We start from the raw sequence: 16,000 nt of genomic DNA, 5'->3' as shown, positions 1-16,000 counted from the left end.
TCGCGGGGGGCGGGGGCGGCGGCACGGCGGGGTGCGCGGGCACCTGCGGCCGCGTCTGCGGCGCCTGTCCCTGCTGCGGTGTCTGGACCGGCTGCGGTGTCCGTCCCTGCTGCGGTGTCTGGACCGGCTGCGGTGTCTGGGCCGGCTGCGGGGCGGTGCGCCGGGGCGCGGGCGGTACGGGGCGCAGCCGGGCGGTGGTCTCGGCGGGAGCGGGCGCCGGGGCGGTGACCGGCGCAGGGGTGGCCGGCGCGGGGGCGTGCGGGGTCCCGGCGGCGGTCCGCGGGGGCGGCGGTGCGGGCGCGGACGCCGGGGTCGGCGGCTGGGCGGGCGGAGCGGCGGCGGGCGGGGCCGGAGGAGCCGCGGGGGGCGGTCCGGGCTGCGGCTTCACCGGAGACGCCGGTGCCGGGACCCCGGGCGCGGTTGCCGGGGCGGGCGGCGAAGTGGCCGGGCGGGGCGGCACGGGAGCGCGCTGCGCTTCGGCACTCATCCGGCCCGCCCCCTGGTTCACGTCCCCGTACCGTCCGCAGATCACCGTCACGGGCAGGCCCGTTGGTTCGCGCGTGCCCGTCACTCTACGGGCTGGGGGGCCACGGAGGGCAACGGGACGCCACGCCCGGGGGATCTGCCCCGATCGTCCCCCTACCCAGCGGTACGGGTGTCTGGCAAGCTGCGGCCATGACTGCCCGCGCCACTGACCGGGCCCGGTACGACCGGGCCACCGCCCATCTCGACGCCCCGATCGCGGTGGTCGACCTGGAGGCCTTCGACGCCAACGCCGACGATCTCGTCGGCCGGGCGGCGGGGAAGCCGATCCGGGTGGCGAGCAAGTCGGTACGCTGCCGGGCCCTGCTGGAGCGGGTGCTCGCGCGTCCCGGGTTCGCCGGGATCATGTCGTTCACGCTCGCGGAGTCGCTGTGGCTGGCGCGGGCCGGTTTCGAGGATGTGCTGCTGGCCTACCCGTCCGCCGACCGCGCCGCGTTCGCCGAGCTGGCCGCCGGCCCGAAGCTCGCCGCCGCGGTGACGGTGATGGTGGACGACCGGGCACAGCTGGAGCTGATCGACGCGGCGCGGTCCGGCGGGAAGGAGGAGATCCGGGTCTGTCTGGAACTGGACACCTCGCTGCGTCTGCTGGGCGGCCGGGTCCGGGTCGGCGCGCTGCGCTCACCGCTGCGCTCGCCCGCCGAGCTGGCGGAGCTGGCCCGCGCGGTCGCCCGCCGCCCGGGATTCCGGCTGGTGGGCCTGATGGCGTACGAGGGCCATGTCGCCGGGGTCGGCGACTCGGTCGCGGGGAGTCCGCTGCGGTCCCGGGCGATCCGGCTGATGCAGTCCGCGGCCCGCAGGGAACTGGCGGTCCGCCGGGCCGAGGTGGTGCGGGCGGTCCGGGCGGTGGCGCCCGGCCTGGAGTTCGTGAACGGCGGTGGCACGGGCAGCGTGCAGCACACCGCGGCCGAACCCGCGGTGACGGAGATCGCGGCCGGGTCCGGGCTGTACGTGCCCCGGCTGTTCGACAACTACACGTCGTTCACCGGCCGTCCGGCGGCGCTGTTCGCCCAGCCCGTGGTGCGCAGGCCCGGGGTGGGCGTGGTGACGGTGCTCGGCGGCGGTTATCCGGCGTCCGGCGCGGCCGGTGCGGACCGGCTGCCCGTCCCGTATCTCCCCGAGGGGCTGCGCTACGACCCGCAGGAGGGCGCGGGCGAGGTGCAGACGCCGCTGCTCGGCGCCCCGGCGGACGACCTGCTGATCGGCGACAAGGTGTGGTTCCGGCATGCCAAGGCCGGTGAGCTGTGCGAGCGCTTCGAGGAGCTTCGGCTGATCGAGGGCGACCGGATCACGGCGACCGTTCCGACGTACCGGGGCGAGGGCCGCACCTTCCTCTGACCGGCGGCCGCCGCGCACAGCGGTGTGCGGCGGTACGCGGCGTTCAGGGCGCGACCGAGCTGCCGGCCCCGCCGCCCGTCGCGCTGTCGCCGACCGGGCGGATGCCCCGGGTGATCGTGTCCATGAGCGAGAGCGGCAGGTCCTTCTGTCCGGCGTCGAACGCCATGCGGACGAGGACCGGTGTCCCGCTGCCCACCGCCGAGGGGAAGGCCACCGACTGCACCACGCCGCCGGGGCCCTTGGCGGTGGTGACCTGCCAGCGCACCAGATATCCGGTACGTCCCGCCACGCTCACCGACTCCGACCTCAGCACCTTGTGCGGCACGATGCCGCCGTGGACGCGCCGGCCGACGAGGTTCTCCTCGTACACGCGGTCCGCGGCCGTGGGGATGTCCTGCTCGGCCAGGGCCTCGGGGGTGGTCGCGTCGGTGCGGCTGGGGGTGCGGGTGGTGACGGTGCCGTGGTAGCAGAAGGCGCCAAAGTCGCCGGGGCAGGAGTAGGAGCCGGCGGTCCGCATGGTGATCGCGTCGTCGACGGTGCTCTCCGGCTTCTCCCAGCCCGCGGGGACCGGCAGGGTGATCCCGTTGAGCTGATCGGTGAGGATGCCGGGGTCCTCGTCCGGTGAGTCGCCGGGGGCGGGGGTGCCGACGGAGGCGGTGGCCGACGCGCTGGCGGGCGGCGGCGTGCCGCTGGACACCGCCGCCGGGCCCGTACCGCCGTCGTCCCCGCCCAGCAGCACGGCCGCCGTGACGGCCACCCCGGCGAGCACCAGCCCGGACAGGGCGACCGCCAGGACGCGGGTGCGGGCCCCGCCGCCCGGGGCCCGCCTCCCGGGGGCGCGCTGCCACCGGCCCGCTGCCGCGGCAGCGCGGGAAGCGGCCCGGGCCCGAACGACTGCGCCGCGTACGGCTGTTGCGCAACGGGCTGGGCGGCGGCGAGCGGGCGGGTGTGCGCGGTCCAGGCCGTTCCGTCCCACCAGCGCTCGGTGCCGGGCGCACCCGCGTCCGGGTACCGGCCGGGCGGTGTCGCGTGACTCATGCCCCCACTCCAGGGTCCGGGTGCGGCGGGCCGCGTGGGCTGTCAGACCGGGGTCACATAGGCCCCGGAGATGCCGCCGTCGACCAGGAAGTCGGTGGCGTTGACGAAGGAGGAGTCGTCGCTGGCCAGGAAGGCGACGGCTGCCGCGATCTCGGTCGCCTCGGCGAAGCGGCCGAGCGGGATGTGGACGAGCCTGCGGGCCGCGCGCTCCGGGTCGGCGGCGAACAGCTCCCGCAACAGCGGGGTGTTGACCGGCCCCGGGCACAGGGCGTTGACCCGGATGCCCTCCCGGGCGAACTGCACGCCGAGCTCCCGGGACATGGCGAGCACGCCGCCCTTGGAGGCGGTGTACGAGATCTGGGAGGTCGCCGCGCCCATCCTGGCCACGAAGGACGCGGTGTTGATGATGGAGCCGCGGCCCTGGCGGCGCATATAGGGCAGGGCGGCCTTGCAGCAGAGGTAGACGGAGGTGAGGTTGACGTCCTGGACGCGCTTCCACGCCTCCAGGCCGGTGGTGAGGATGGAGTCGTCGTCGGGCGGTGAGATGCCCGCGTTGTTGAAGGCGATGTCGACGGAGCCGTAGGTGTCGTACGCGGCCTTGAAGAGTGCCTCGACCTGGCCCGGGTCGGTGACGTCGGCCTGTACGAAGAGGCCGCCGGCCTCCTCGGCGGCGGCCCCGCCCGCGGCCGCGTCGATGTCGGCGCAGACGACATGGGCCCCTTCCGAGGCCAGCCGGCGGGCGGTGGCCAGGCCGATCCCGCTGCCCGCTCCGGTGATGACGGCGGTGCGGCCGACCAGTCGGCGGCAGATGCTCTCGTTGTCGTTGCTCATGCTGGTTCAGGCCTCCGTGCTGAGGAAGACGTTCTTGGTTTCGGTGAAGGCGGTCAGGGCGTCGGGGCCCAGCTCGCGGCCGAGGCCGGACTGCTTGTAGCCGCCGAAGGGTGTCCCGTAGCGGACGGCGGAGTGGGAGTTGACGGACAGGTTCCCGGCCCGGACCGCCTGGGCGACGCGCAGGGCCCGGCCCACGTCGCGGGTCCACAGGGAGCCCGCGAGGCCGTAGTCGGTGGCGTTGGCGAGCCGGACGGCGTCGGCCTCGTCCTCGAAGGGGAGGACGACCGCGACCGGGCCGAAGACCTCCTCGGTGGCGACGGGCGCGTCCGGGGCGACGCCGGTGAGGACGGTCGGCGGGAACCAGAAGCCGGGACCCTCGGGGGCGCTGCCACGCAGGGCCGGAGCGTCCCCGGGGACGTAGCCGCGGACCCGTTCCAGCTGGGCTCGTGAGATCAGCGGCCCCATCTGGGTCTTCTCGTCGGCCGGGTCCCCGACGACGACCGCGGCGAGGGCGGGGGCGAGCAGTTCCAGGAAGCGGTCGTACGCGGAGCGCTGGACGAGGATGCGGGTGCGGGCGCAGCAGTCCTGGCCCGCGTTGTCCAGGAAGGACATGGGGGCGGCTGCCGCGGCGGCCTCGATGTCGGCGTCGGCGAAGACGATGTTGGGGCTCTTGCCGCCGAGTTCGAGGGTGAGCCGCTTCACCCGGTCGGCGCACTTGGCCATGATCTGCTTGCCGACCCGGGTGGAACCGGTGAAGACGATCTTGGCGACGCCGGGGTGTTCGACCAGGGCGTCACCGGTCACCGCGCCCGCTCCGGGCAGCACCTGGAAGAGGTCTTCGGGAAGGCCGGCCGCCCGCCCGATCTCGGCCAGCCGCAGGGCCGTGAGCGGGGTGGTCTCGGCGGGCTTGAGGAGGACGGCGTTGCCCGCGGCGAGGGCGGGTGCGACGCCCCAGGCGGCGATCGGCATGGGGAAGTTCCAGGGGGCGATCACACCGACGACACCGAGGGGTTCGAGCAGGGTGAAGTCGATTCCGCCCGCCACCGGGATCTGCCGGCCGCTGAGGCGCTCCACTCCCCCGGCGGCGTACGCGAGCAGATCGCGTACGTTGCCGGCCTCCCAGCGGGCGTTGCCGAGAGGATGTCCCGCCTCGGCCGTCTCCAGCCGGGCCAGGGACTCGGTCTCGGCGTCGACCGCTGCCGCGAAGCGGCGCAGCAGCCGGGCGCGGTCTGCCGGGGCCAGGGCGGCCCAGGTGCGCTGGGCGGCGGCGGCCCGGGTCACGGCGGCGTCCACCCCGGCCCGGGTGGTGGCCGGGACGGTGGCGAGGTGCTCCCCGGTGGCCGGGTTCAGTACGTCGTGGGCGTCGGGCGCGTCGGGTGCGTGGTGCGGGGCGTCGGGAGCGGCGGGGCGGTGGTCGGTGGTCACGGGGTTCCTCACAGGCGTTCGAAGGAGCGGCGCAGCTCCCAGTCGGTCACCGCGGCGTCGAAGGCTTCGAGTTCGACGCGCGCCATGTTGCGGTAGTGCCCGACGACCTCGTCGCCGAAGGCGGCACGGGCCACCTCGCTGCGTTCCCAGAGTCCGGCGGCTTCCCGGAGGGTGGTGGGGACCTGCTCATATCCGGAGGTGTAGGCGTTGCCCTCGCAGCCCTCGGGCAGTTCCAGTTCCTGTTCGACGCCGTGGAGTCCGGCGGCGATCAGACCGGCGACGGCCAGGTAGGGGTTGACGTCGCCGCCGGGCAGCCGGTTCTCGAAGCGCATCGAGCGGCCGTGGCCCACGACCCGCAGGGAACAGGTGCGGTTGTCGTGGCCCCAGGCGACCGCGGTCGGGGCGAAGGAGCCGGGCTGGAACCGTTTGTAGGAGTTGATGTTCGGGGCGTGGAGCAGGGTGAAGTCACGCAGCGCGGCCAGCTGTCCGGCGAGGAAGTGGCGCATCAGCGGGGACATCGCGCCGTCCTCGCCCGCCATGACGTTGCGGCCCTCGGCATCCTGGAGCGAGAGGTGGATGTGGCAGGAGTTGCCCTCGCGCTCGTTGAACTTGGCCATGAAGGTGAGCGCGACACCTTCCTGGGCGGCGATCTCCTTGGAGCCGGTCTTGTAGACCGCGTGCTGGTCGCAGGTGACCAGTGCCTCGTCGTAGCGGAAGACGATCTCGTGCTGGCCGGGGTTGCATTCGCCCTTGGCCGACTCCACGGTGAGGCCGGCGCCCGCCATCTCGTTGCGGATCCGGCGCAGCAGGGGCTCGATACGGCCGGTGCCGAGGACCGAGTAGTCGATGTTGTACTGGTTGACCGGTGTCAGACCGCGGTAGTTGCGGTCCCAGGCCTGCTCGTAGGTGTCCTTGAAGACGATGAACTCGAGTTCGGTGCCGACGTGGGCGGTGAGGCCGAGTCCGGCGAGCCGCTCCAGCTGGCGGCGGAGGATCTGTCGGGGGGCCGCGACGACGGGCGAGCCGTCCTCCCAGGCGAGGTCCGCGATGACCATGGCCGTGCCCTCGTTCCACGGGACGCGGCGCAGGGTGCTGAGGTCGGGGCGCATGGCGAAGTCGCCGTAGCCCCGGTCCCAGGAGGACATCCCGAAGCCGTCGACGGTGTTCATGTCGGTGTCCACGGCGAGCAGGTAGTTGCAGCCCTCGGTGCCGTGTTCCATGACCTCGTCGAGGAAGAAGGCGGCGGCGAACCGCTTGCCCTGCAGTCTTCCCTGCATATCGGGGAAGGCGAGGACGACGGTGTCGATCTCACCGCTCGCGACGAGGACACGCAGTTCCTCGATACCGAGCGGGGGTGTTCGCACTGCCACGGGATATTCCTCCTTCGGCCGGACGGAAGCCTTAAGGTATGGGATGAGACCTTTGAAAGAAAGGGAAACGGAACGTGACCGAGGAATCCGGTGAGCATCCGGCGGCGGCCCGCCTGGAGCCGGTGCTGCGCCCCGTCCGCGCGGGCAACGGCTTCGAGGAGGCACTGGAGCAGATCCTCCAGGTGATCCGGCTCGGTCTGGTGGCCGGCGGCGAACGGCTGCCCGCGGAGCGGGAGCTGGCCGAACTGCTCGGGATCAGCCGGGTCATGCTGCGCGAGGTCCTGAAGGTGCTCCAGGAGCAGGGCCTGGTGGAGAGCAGGCGCGGCCGTTACGGCGGCACGTTCGTGACACCGCGCACCGGCACGGCCGGCGAGGACGAGCTGCGGCGCCGGGTGGCGGAGGTCGACATGGAGGACGTACTGCGCTTCCGCGAGGTCCTGGAGACCGGAGCGGCCGGACTCTGCGCCGCGCACGGGCTGACCGGCGAGGGCGCGGACCGGTTGCGCAGGGCACTGGCGGCGACACACGAGACACCTCTGCCCGACTACCGCAGGCACGACACCCTGTTTCACCTGACACTGGCCCGGCTCTCCGGTTCGCCGTCGCTGGCCGCCCAGTACGCGGCGGTCCGCGCCACGGTGAACGACCTGCTGGACTGCATCCCCCTGCTCGTGCGCAACCTGGAGCATTCGCAGCATCAGCACACCGTTCTCGTCGAGGCCGTCCTGGACGGGGACGAGGAGGCCGCACGCGCGGTGATGCGTGAGCACTGCGCCGGAACGGCGGCGCTGCTGCGCGGCTTCCTGGCCTGACCGGAGCATCGGTCCGCCTCCTTGCCGCATCGCGCCGAGACCCTAAGGTATGCGGTGACACCATTGACTTCGGCCCGCTGCACGCGGCCTACCGAAGGGACCGCACCATGCCCGAACCTCTCATCGGCATCACCACCTATCTGGAGCCCGCGGCCAGGTGGGGTGTCTGGGAGCTGCCCGCAGCCGTCCTTCCCGCCGCGTACCCGCTTCTGGTGCAGCGCTCCGGCGGGCTGGCCGCACTGCTCCCGCCGGACTCCCCCGAGCGGGCCGCGGCCGCCGTGTCCCGGCTGGACGCCCTCGTCGTGGCGGGCGGCGCCGATGTCGGGCCCGGGATGTACGGGGCGGAGCGCGACCCCCGCACCGGGCCGCCGGCCCTGGAGCGCGACGCCTGGGAGAAGGCTCTGCTCGACGCGGCGCTGGAGTCGGGAATCCCGGTGCTCGGGATCTGCCGGGGCATGCAGCTGCTGAACGTGGTCCTGGGCGGCACCCTGATCCAGCACATCGAGGGGCACGCCGGTCCGCCCGGCACGACCGGAATCCTCGGCGAGCATGTGGTGACACCCGTGCCCGGTACCCGCTACGCGTCGGTGGTCGCCGGGGAGTGCTCCGTACCGACCTACCACCACCAGGCCGTCGACCGGCTGGCCCCGGCGCTGGTGGCCTCCGCCCACGCGGCGGACGGCACCGTCGAGGCGGTCGAACTCCCCGGACCGCAGTGGGTGCTGGGCGTGCAGTGGCACCCGGAGATGGGCGAGGACCCGCGGGTGATGCGGGCGCTGGTGGCGGCCGCATCGGCGGGGCCGGACCGGCGGGGCGCCGGCCGGACCGCCCTGGTCTCGGCACCCGGCCGGGTCTGACGTCCGCCGGGCGGCGGGGCGGATGCCGTGCGCCGGGGGTCCCCGCGGGACCTGCCCTCCCGGCGGCCCCGCCCCGTTCAGACGCCCGGCGCGTCGGCGTCCGGCCGGGTGAGGGACAGCAGGTCCCGGGCCGGTCCGGTGGGCCGGTGACCGGAGGGCCATACGGCGCGCAGCTGGCGGCGGAGGCGTACGCCCGCGACCGGGACCTTCACCAGACGGCGGGCCGACAGCTCCTCGCCCAGCGCCAGTTCGCTGAGCACACAGGGACCCGCGCCGCTCTCCGCCGCGCCCTTCACCGCGGTCGTGGAGGAGAGCTCCAGCAACGGCTGCGCGAGCCCGCCGTGCGGGGCGAGCGCGGCGTCCAGGACCTGCCGGGTGCCCGAGCCGTGCTCCCGCAGGATCAGCGGGGTCGCGGCCAGTTCCGCCGGCAGCAGCGGTGTCCGGCGGCGGGCCCAGGGGTGGGAGGGCGCGACCACGACCACCAGGCGGTCGTGGGCGATGACCGTACCGTCCAGGCCCTCCGGTATCGACAGGCCCTCCACGAACCCCAGGTCGGCCTCACCGGTCACCAGCCGCCGGGCGACCGCGGCCGAGTTCCCCGCGACGAGGGACACGGCGGTGTCCGTCCGCTGGGCGCGCAGCGCGATGAGCCAGCCCGGCAGCAGGTACTCCGCGATCGTCATGCTCGCCGCGACCCGCAGCCGCGAGTCCCGCCGGTCGCGCAGTGCCTGGGCCCCCGCGTCGAACGCCTCCGCGGCCTCGACGATCCTGCGCGCCCAGTCGGTGACCAGGGCGCCCGCGTCGGTCAGCCGGGAGCCGCGCGGGGAGCGGTCCAGGAGGGCGACGCCGAGCTGCCGCTCCATCGACCGGATGCGGCTGGAGGCGGCGGGCTGGGTGACACCGACGTCCCGGGCGGCCCGTCCGAGGCTGCCGTGCCGGGCCACGGCGAGCAGCAGCTCCAGCGCCCCGAGGTCGGGAACCCGGTGGGACAGGGGTACGTGTTCATCGCTGGGCATAAAGCCAGCTTATGACCTCATAGGGACGGACTCCCTGGTGGGGAGCGGTGGCCCGGCCAAGAATCGTGGCATGGCCATCTTTCCGCAGACCGAGGCAGAACCCCAGCCCCGGACGCCGTCGTCCTCCCCGTCCGTCGCCCCCCGGACGGCCGCCGTCCGGCTGCCGTCCCTGCGGCACATCGGCCCCAATTGGTACGCCTCCGTGATGGGGACCGCGATCGTCGCGAGCGCGGGTGTCGCGCTGCCCCTGGAAGTGCCGGGCCTGCGGGCCGTGTGCACCGTCGTGTGGGCGCTCTCCGCGCTGTGGCTCGCCACTGTCCTGGTGGCCCGTGCGGGGCACTGGATCCACCACCGCGACCAGGCCCGCGCCCATCTCCTGGACCCGGCCGTCGCCCCGTTCTACGGGTGCCTGTCGATGGCTCTGCTCGCTGTCGGCGGGGGCACCATGGTGGTCGGCAAGGACGTCATCGGTGAGCAGGCCGCGCTGGTCGTGAACACGGTGCTGTACGTCGCGGGCACGCTGATCGGTCTCGCCGCCGCGGTCACCGTCCCGTATCTGATGGTCGTGCGCCACCGCCTGGAGCCCGGCAGCGCCTCACCCGTCTGGCTGCTGCCGCTGGTGGCGCCGATGGTTTCCGCCTCGCTCGGCGCGCTGCTGGTGCCCGAACTGCCTGCGGGCCAGTGGCGCGAGACGCTGCTGATGGCCTGCTACGCGATGTTCGGGCTGTCCCTGCTGGCCACGCTGGTGGTGCTCCCGGCCGTCTTCGCGCGGCTGGTCCACCAGGGGCCGCTGCCGCTCGCGCTGACGCCGACGCTGTTCCTGGTACTGGGTCCGCTGGGCCAGTCGACCACCGCGGTCAATCAGCTGGCCGATGTGGCGCCGGGGGCGGCCGGTGCCCCGTACGCCTCGGCCTTCGGTGCGTTCGCCGTGCTCTACGGGGTGCCGGTGATGGGGTTCGCGCTGCTGTGGCTGGCGCTGGCCCTGGCGATGGTGGTGCGGGCGCTGCGTGCCGGGATGACGTTCGCGATGACGTGGTGGGGATTCACCTTCCCGGTCGGTACGTGTGTGACCGGGGCCGCCGGGCTGGCCCGGCACACCGGGCTCGACGTCTTCACCTGGCTGGCCGTCGCGCTGTATGTGTTCCTGGTGGCCGCCTGGGCGGTGGCCGGGACGGCCACGCTGCGCGGGCTGGTCAGCGGAGCGCTGCTCGCAGCACCGCGGGCGCCTCGGCCAGTGACGGCCCGTACCACGTGAGGTGGCGCCCGTCGACGAGTGCGGCGGGCAGCGCGGGAAAGGCCTCGGGCCCGTCGTCGGCGGTGAAGCGGTACGGCTCGTCGGGCAGCACGACCAGTTCGGCGCCGGACGCGTTCAGTTCGGCGAGCGGGATACGGGGGTAGCGCTCGGCGTGGTCCGCGTAGACGTTGCGCACCCCCAGGCGGGCCAGCAGATCACCGGCGAACGTGTCACGGCCGAGCACCATCCAGGGTCTGCGCCAGACGGGCACGACCGCCGGGCGCGGGGATCCCGGCGCGGGGACCGCCGCCCAGGCGGCCTCCGCCTCGTCCAGCCAGCGGGGCCGGCCGAGGCCGCAGCCGGTGACCAGTACCCGTTCCAGCTCGGTGAAGGCCTCGTCGAGGGTGCGGATCACGGTGACCATGACATCGAGCCCGGCCTCCCGCAGCGCGGCCAGGTCGGGGGCGCGGTTCTCCTCCTCATTGGCGATGACCAGGTCCGGGCGCAGCGCGGCCACCGCCGCCACATCGGGGTTCTTCGTGCCGCCGACGCGGGCGGCGGCCAGGCCCGGCGGGTGGGTGCACCAGTCGGTGACCCCGGCCAGCAGTCCGGGTGCGGTGGCGGCGACGGCCTCGGTGAGCGAGGGGACCAGGGAGACGACACGCACGGCGGGCCTTTCTCGGACGGACGTACGGCGACGGGCCGGTGACTCCGCCGGGCCGGGGCGGTCCGGGGAGGTCCAGGGCAGCCCGGGAAGGTCCACGGAGGTCCACGGAGGTCCACGGAGGCCCGGGGCGGTCAGCGGCGGTCAGCGGCGGTCAGCGGCGGTCAGCGGCGGTCAGCGGCGGTCAGCGGCGGTCAGCGGCGGTCAGCGGCGGTCAGCGGCGGGAATCGTACGTGGCGTCGATGTTCTCGGCCACCGAGACGATCAGCAGCCGGGTCTCCGGGACGGTGGCGCGCCAGCGGTGCCGGACACCGCCGGACAGGAACAGCGTGTCGCCGCGCTCCAGCCGGTACGCCTGCCCCTCGGCCTCCACCTCGGCGGCGCCCTCGACGACGTACATCACCTCGTCGTTGCGGTGCTGGAACTCGCGCCCCAGATCCTGCTCACCGGTGAACTCCAGCGCGCTGAGCTGGTGGCGGCCGCGCACCACGCGGCGCACCCCGTCCCCCTCGCCCGCGCGCACCACGTCCACCGAGCGCGCCGAGTCTGCGGCGGCCCGCAGCCGTGCGGTCGTCGTCTCCAGCGCCTCGGCGACCCGGTCCAGCGACCTGGCGCTGGGGCGGGCGCGCTCGTTCTCGATCTGGCTCAGGAACGGCACGGACAGTCCGCTGCGCGCGGCGACCGAGGCCAGTGTGAGCCCCAGGGTTCTGCGCCGTCGGCGGACCGCGGCACCGACCCGCAGTGCTTCCTTCTCGTCCATGTCCGGGCTCCCTCCCGCCTGGCCATCCTCCCGGTTGCGAGCACACTACGCACATCGTTCGGGAGATGGAGCACGGGAGAAGAGGCGGGAAACCCGCCAGGGGCGTTCTTCGGCCATGGCGAAGGGGACGGTCCCGGTGCTGAACCGGGGCCGTCCCCTTCCTGGCCGGGTGCCCGAATCAGCTGCCGACGGGCGTCAGCGCGGCGGCCACCTCGGGGTTGGCGTCCATCCAGCGGCGGGCGGATTCCTTCTCCTTGCCACCGCCCCCGTTCTGGATCTCCACTTCCAGCGAGGCCAGCTGCGCCTCGGTGAGCTTGAAGTCCTTCAGCCAGCGGGTGAGCTCGGGGAAGTCCTTCGCGAAGTCCTTCTTCGCGACCGTGTGGATCTCCTCGCCCTTGCCCCAGGCACCCTTGGGGTCCTTGAGCTTCTTCAGGTCGTGCTTGCCGTAGGCCCAGTGCGGCGACCACAGGGTCACCACGACCGGCTCCTTCTTCTTGATCGAGCGGTTCAGCTCGGCCAGCATCGAGGACGTGCTGGAGGAGACGACCTTGTACTCACCCTCCAGGCCGTACTCCTTGAGCACCTTCTCGTTGAGCGTGCCCATCATCCCGGCGCTCGACTCGATGCCGATGATCTTGCCGTTGAACTTCTTGCCCTGACCCTTGAGGTCGTCGAGCGAGTCGATGCCCTTCACGTACGAGGGAACCGTCAGCTCCAGCGAGGTCGGCCCGTACCAGGAACCGAGATCGGTGAGGTTGTCCTTGTACTTGTCCCAGTACGCCTTGTGCGTCGTCGGCAGCCAGGAGTCGAACTGGACGTCCATCTGCCCCTGCGCGAGACCCGTGTAGAGCGGACCGGGGTCCAGCTGCTTGACGGTCGTGCGGTAGCCGCGGTCCTCCAGCAGGTTCTGCCACAGGTAGGTGCTCGCGATGGCCTCGTCCCACGGGAAGTAGCCCATGTTGACCGTCTTGCCCGCGTCCTCGCCCTGGCGGCCGCCACCGGCGTCCTCGGGCAGCGGGGCGAGCTGGTCGACGAGGCCCGGGGACTTCTTCAGCCAGGCGCGTACGCCCTCCTGCTCCTTGCCCTGACCGGCGGTCTGGATCTCGTTCTCCAGGCTGGTGAGCTGCTCCTCGGTGAGCTTGAAGTCCTTCAGCCACTCGGAGACCGCCGGCGCCTTCTCGGCGAACCCCTTGTGGGCGACGGTGTGCACGTTCTCGCCCTTGCCCCAGGCACCCTTGGGGTCCTTGAGCTTCTTCAGGTCGTGCTTGCCGTAGGCCCAGTGCGGCGACCACAGGGTCACCACGACCGGCTCCTTCTTCTTGATCGAGGCGTTCAGCTCGGCCAGCATCGAGGACGTGCTGGAGGAGACGACCTTGTACTCACCCTCCAGGCCGTACTCCTTGAGCACCTTCTCGTTGAGCGTGCCCATCATCCCGGCACTGGCCTCGATGCCGATGATCTTGCCGTTGAACTTCTTGCCCTGACCCTTGAGGTCGTCGAGCGAGTCGATGCCCTTCACGTACGAGGGAACCGTCAGCTCCAGCGAGGTCGGCCCGTACCAGGAACCGAGATCGTCGATCTGGGAGCTGTACTTGTCCCAGTAGTCCTTGTGCGTGGTGGGCAGCCAGGAGTCCGTCTGGAAGTCGATGTCGCCGCGCGCGACGCCGGAGTAGAGCGGACCGGCGTCCAGCTGCTTGATGTCGGTCGTGTAGCCGCGCTGCTCCAGGAGCTCCTTCCAGAGGAACGTGGAGGCGATGCCCTCGTCCCACGGGATGTAGCCCAGGTTGATCTTCTGGCCCTTGCCGACGTTCGCGCTGTCACCGGCGGCGCTCTTCCCGCCGTCGTCCGAACCGGCGATGTTGAGTCCGCCCGCGATCAGCGCGAGGACGACCACACCGATCATCGCGACGGCGGTGCCCGGCTTGTAGTGGGTGATCTTCAGGCCACGCGCGCCGGAGGCGATCTTGGCGGCGGCCCGGCGGCCGAGCGGGGAAACCCGCTCGTTGAGCGCGCCGGTCATCCGGTCCAGGTACATGGCGAGGATGACGACGGCGATACCGCTCTCGGCCGCGAGGCCGACCTGGAGCTGGGTGATCGCGGCGTACACCTTCTCGCCGAGACCGCCCGCGCCCGCCATACCGCCGATGACCACCATCGACAGCGCCAGCATGATGACCTGGTTGATACCGGCCATGATCGTCGGCAGGGCGAGCGGCAGCTGCACCCGGGTCAGGGTGTCACGGGGCGTCGTACCGAACGCCTCGGCGGCCTCGACCAGCTCGCTGTCCACCTGACGGATGCCGAGCTCGGTCATCCGGACGCCGGGGGGCATCGCGAACACGATGGTGGCGATGACCCCGGGGGTGACGCCGACGCCGAAGAACATGACGCCGGGGATCAGGTAGACGAAGGCGGGCATCGTCTGCATGACGTCGAGGACCGGCCGGAGCGCGGCACTGACCCTGTTGTTCCGCGCGGCCCAGATGCCCGTCGGGACCGCGATCACGATGGTGATCACGGCAGCCACGACGACCAGCGACAGCGTGGCCATCGCGTCGTTCCACAGGGCGAGGGAGTCGATCAGGGCGAAGCCCGCGAAGGTGAGCACGGCCGGAACCGCACCGCGCAGCCAGAACGCGATGACGGCGAAGATCGCGGCCATCAGCAGCGGCTCACCGCCGCCGAGGACGGCGTTGACCCCGTCGTACATTCCGCCGAGCACGGCCTTGATGGCGTCGAAGATCCAGGTGAGGTTCGACTGGAGCCAGTCGACCGCGCTCTCGACCCACTCGCCGAAGGTGAACCTAGGCACCGGCGCTCACCTTCTCGACGTCGGCGGGCCGGGTGGACGGTACGTCCTCGACACGCGGCTCCTCACCGAGTGCGGCGAGCAGACGTCCGCGCGGCACGACACCGATCACCCCGCCCCCGGCATCGGTGACGGCCACGGCGACCCCGCTGGTGGAACAGGGTGTGAACAGCTCGGCGATCGGCGTCTCGGCGGTCACGGTCGCGGGCGCCTCGGCCAGCAGGTCCGCCTCGGAGCGGCCCTTCTCGGGCTGCTCCATGATCGAACCGGCGGTGAGCACCCGGGAGCGGTCGACGTCCTGGATGAACGACGCGACGTAGTCGTTGGCCGGACGGACGAGGATGTCCTCGGCGGTGCCCTGCTGGACGATCCGCCCGTCGCGCATCACGGCGATCCGGTCACCGAGGCGCATGGCCTCGTTGAGGTCGTGGGTGATGAAGACGATCGTCTTCTTCAGCCGCTTCTGGAGTTCGAGCAGCTGGTCCTGCATGTCACGGCGGATCAGCGGATCCAGCGCGCTGAAGGACTCGTCCATCAGCAGCAGATCGGCGTCGGTGGCCAGCGCGCGGGCCAGGCCCACGCGCTGCTGCATACCGCCGGAAAGTTCGTCGGGCCAGGACTTCTCCCAGCCGGCCAGGCCGGTCAGTTCCAGCGCCTGGGCGGCGCGCTGCTCACGCTCGGCGCGCGGCACACCCTGCACTTCGAGACCGTAGGCGGCGTTCTCCAGCACGCTCCTGTGGGGGAAGAGCGCAAAGTGCTGGAACACCATGCTGATCTTGGAGGACCGGACATGACGCAGTTCCCGGGGGCTCAGGGCGGTCAGGTCCTGGCCGTCGAACAGCACACGTCCGGCAGTGGCGTCGAGCAGTCCGTTGAGCATCCGCAGCAGCGTGGACTTGCCGGACCCCGAGAGACCCATCACGACGAAGATCTGGCCCGGCTCCACGGTGAACGAGGCGTCGATCACCGCTGCGGTCGTTCCGTCGGCGCGCAGCTCGTCGCGGCCGGTGCCGCTCTCGAGTTTCCGCACGGCTTGATCGGGTCGTCTGCCGAACACTTTGTACAAGTGGTCGGCTTGCAGCCTTGACACATACACCTCACGCGTTGAACCGAAAAACGGTCTGCCACCCCCTCCGGCAGACCGTGGAGCGGTGCGGATTCGGTCCGCACTGCACGCGCATTAGTTGAAAATGCGACGTGGTCCGCTCCGGTGGCGCGCCTGCCCGCACTTACACACACCAAACACAAGTGTGATTCAAGTCACCTTCAGGCCGGTGTCAGCGGCGTGGGGCATCATCGGGGTGTG

General features: G+C 72.3%; 13 protein-coding genes and 1 pseudogene. 4 read left to right on the top strand and 10 right to left on the bottom strand.

Annotated elements, in window-relative coordinates:
• The first annotated feature begins 675 nt into the window (after positions 1-675).
• Positions 676-1,878, top strand: coding sequence for an amino acid deaminase/aldolase (locus ACIGJO_RS22080; RefSeq protein ID WP_399960554.1), 1,203 nt, complete (start codon positions 676-678; stop codon positions 1,876-1,878).
• 43 nt (positions 1,879-1,921) lie between these two features.
• Here ACIGJO_RS22080 and ACIGJO_RS22075 read toward each other — a convergent pair whose 3' ends face one another.
• The 5 genes and pseudogenes from ACIGJO_RS22075 to ACIGJO_RS22055 all read right to left on the bottom strand — a co-directional run bounded on the left by ACIGJO_RS22075 (position 1,922) and on the right by ACIGJO_RS22055 (position 6,542).
• Positions 1,922-2,635, bottom strand: a complete 714-nt coding sequence (locus tag ACIGJO_RS22075) for a hypothetical protein (protein ID WP_399960552.1) — start codon at positions 2,633-2,635, stop codon at positions 1,922-1,924.
• 209 nt (positions 2,636-2,844) lie between these two features.
• Positions 2,845-2,916 (bottom strand): annotated as a pseudogene (locus ACIGJO_RS22070) (hypothetical protein); the annotation flags it as partial.
• A 42-nt stretch (positions 2,917-2,958) separates the two neighbouring features.
• Positions 2,959-3,747, bottom strand: coding sequence for a 3-oxoacyl-ACP reductase (locus ACIGJO_RS22065; RefSeq protein ID WP_266929305.1), 789 nt, complete (start codon positions 3,745-3,747; stop codon positions 2,959-2,961).
• A gap of 6 nt (positions 3,748-3,753) precedes the next feature.
• Entirely contained in the window at positions 3,754-5,172 is a 1,419-nt protein-coding gene (locus ACIGJO_RS22060) for an aldehyde dehydrogenase family protein (RefSeq protein ID WP_399960549.1), read from the bottom strand.
• 8 nt (positions 5,173-5,180) lie between these two features.
• On the bottom strand, positions 5,181-6,542 hold the full coding sequence (locus ACIGJO_RS22055) for a glutamine synthetase family protein (RefSeq protein ID WP_399960547.1): 1,362 nt from the start codon (positions 6,540-6,542) through the stop codon (positions 5,181-5,183).
• A 74-nt stretch (positions 6,543-6,616) separates the two neighbouring features.
• Between ACIGJO_RS22055 and ACIGJO_RS22050 the strand changes: the two genes are divergently transcribed.
• Positions 6,617-7,354 (top strand): FadR/GntR family transcriptional regulator, encoded by a 738-nt coding sequence (locus ACIGJO_RS22050; protein WP_399960545.1) that lies wholly within the window; start codon positions 6,617-6,619, stop codon positions 7,352-7,354.
• A 107-nt stretch (positions 7,355-7,461) separates the two neighbouring features.
• On the top strand, positions 7,462-8,211 hold the full coding sequence (locus ACIGJO_RS22045; protein ID WP_399960543.1) for a gamma-glutamyl-gamma-aminobutyrate hydrolase family protein: 750 nt from the start codon (positions 7,462-7,464) through the stop codon (positions 8,209-8,211).
• Between the two features lie 77 nt (positions 8,212-8,288).
• Here ACIGJO_RS22045 and ACIGJO_RS22040 read toward each other — a convergent pair whose 3' ends face one another.
• Positions 8,289-9,227: a LysR family transcriptional regulator gene (locus ACIGJO_RS22040; protein WP_399960542.1), complete on the bottom strand. Its 939-nt coding sequence runs from the start codon at positions 9,225-9,227 to the stop codon at positions 8,289-8,291.
• A gap of 70 nt (positions 9,228-9,297) precedes the next feature.
• Between ACIGJO_RS22040 and ACIGJO_RS22035 the strand changes: the two genes are divergently transcribed.
• Entirely contained in the window at positions 9,298-10,482 is a 1,185-nt protein-coding gene (locus ACIGJO_RS22035) for a TDT family transporter (protein ID WP_399960540.1), read from the top strand.
• Here the strand turns inward: ACIGJO_RS22035 and ACIGJO_RS22030 are convergent.
• The 4 genes from ACIGJO_RS22030 to ACIGJO_RS22015 all read right to left on the bottom strand — a co-directional run bounded on the left by ACIGJO_RS22030 (position 10,421) and on the right by ACIGJO_RS22015 (position 15,784).
• The gene (locus tag ACIGJO_RS22030; RefSeq protein WP_399960538.1) at positions 10,421-11,128 is read right to left on the bottom strand and encodes a helical backbone metal receptor; all 708 of its coding nucleotides are present in this window, start codon (positions 11,126-11,128) and stop codon (positions 10,421-10,423) included. The genes ACIGJO_RS22035 and ACIGJO_RS22030 overlap by 62 nt on opposite strands.
• Before the next feature lie 211 nt (positions 11,129-11,339).
• Positions 11,340-11,885, bottom strand: coding sequence for a helix-turn-helix domain-containing protein (locus ACIGJO_RS22025; RefSeq protein ID WP_266929313.1), 546 nt, complete (start codon positions 11,883-11,885; stop codon positions 11,340-11,342).
• 178 nt (positions 11,886-12,063) lie between these two features.
• On the bottom strand, positions 12,064-14,697 hold the full coding sequence (locus ACIGJO_RS22020; RefSeq protein WP_399960535.1) for an ABC transporter permease/substrate binding protein: 2,634 nt from the start codon (positions 14,695-14,697) through the stop codon (positions 12,064-12,066).
• The gene (locus tag ACIGJO_RS22015; protein ID WP_399960533.1) at positions 14,690-15,784 is read right to left on the bottom strand and encodes a glycine betaine/L-proline ABC transporter ATP-binding protein; all 1,095 of its coding nucleotides are present in this window, start codon (positions 15,782-15,784) and stop codon (positions 14,690-14,692) included. The genes ACIGJO_RS22020 and ACIGJO_RS22015 overlap by 8 nt, the downstream gene beginning before the upstream one ends.
• Positions 15,785-16,000: the final 216 nt, after the last annotated feature.

The sequence above is a fragment of the Streptomyces sp. NPDC079020 genome (genome assembly GCF_044542225.1).
Taxonomy (GTDB): Bacteria; Actinomycetota; Actinomycetes; order Streptomycetales; family Streptomycetaceae; genus Streptomyces.
This window is presented reverse-complemented; position numbering and strand designations above follow the sequence as displayed.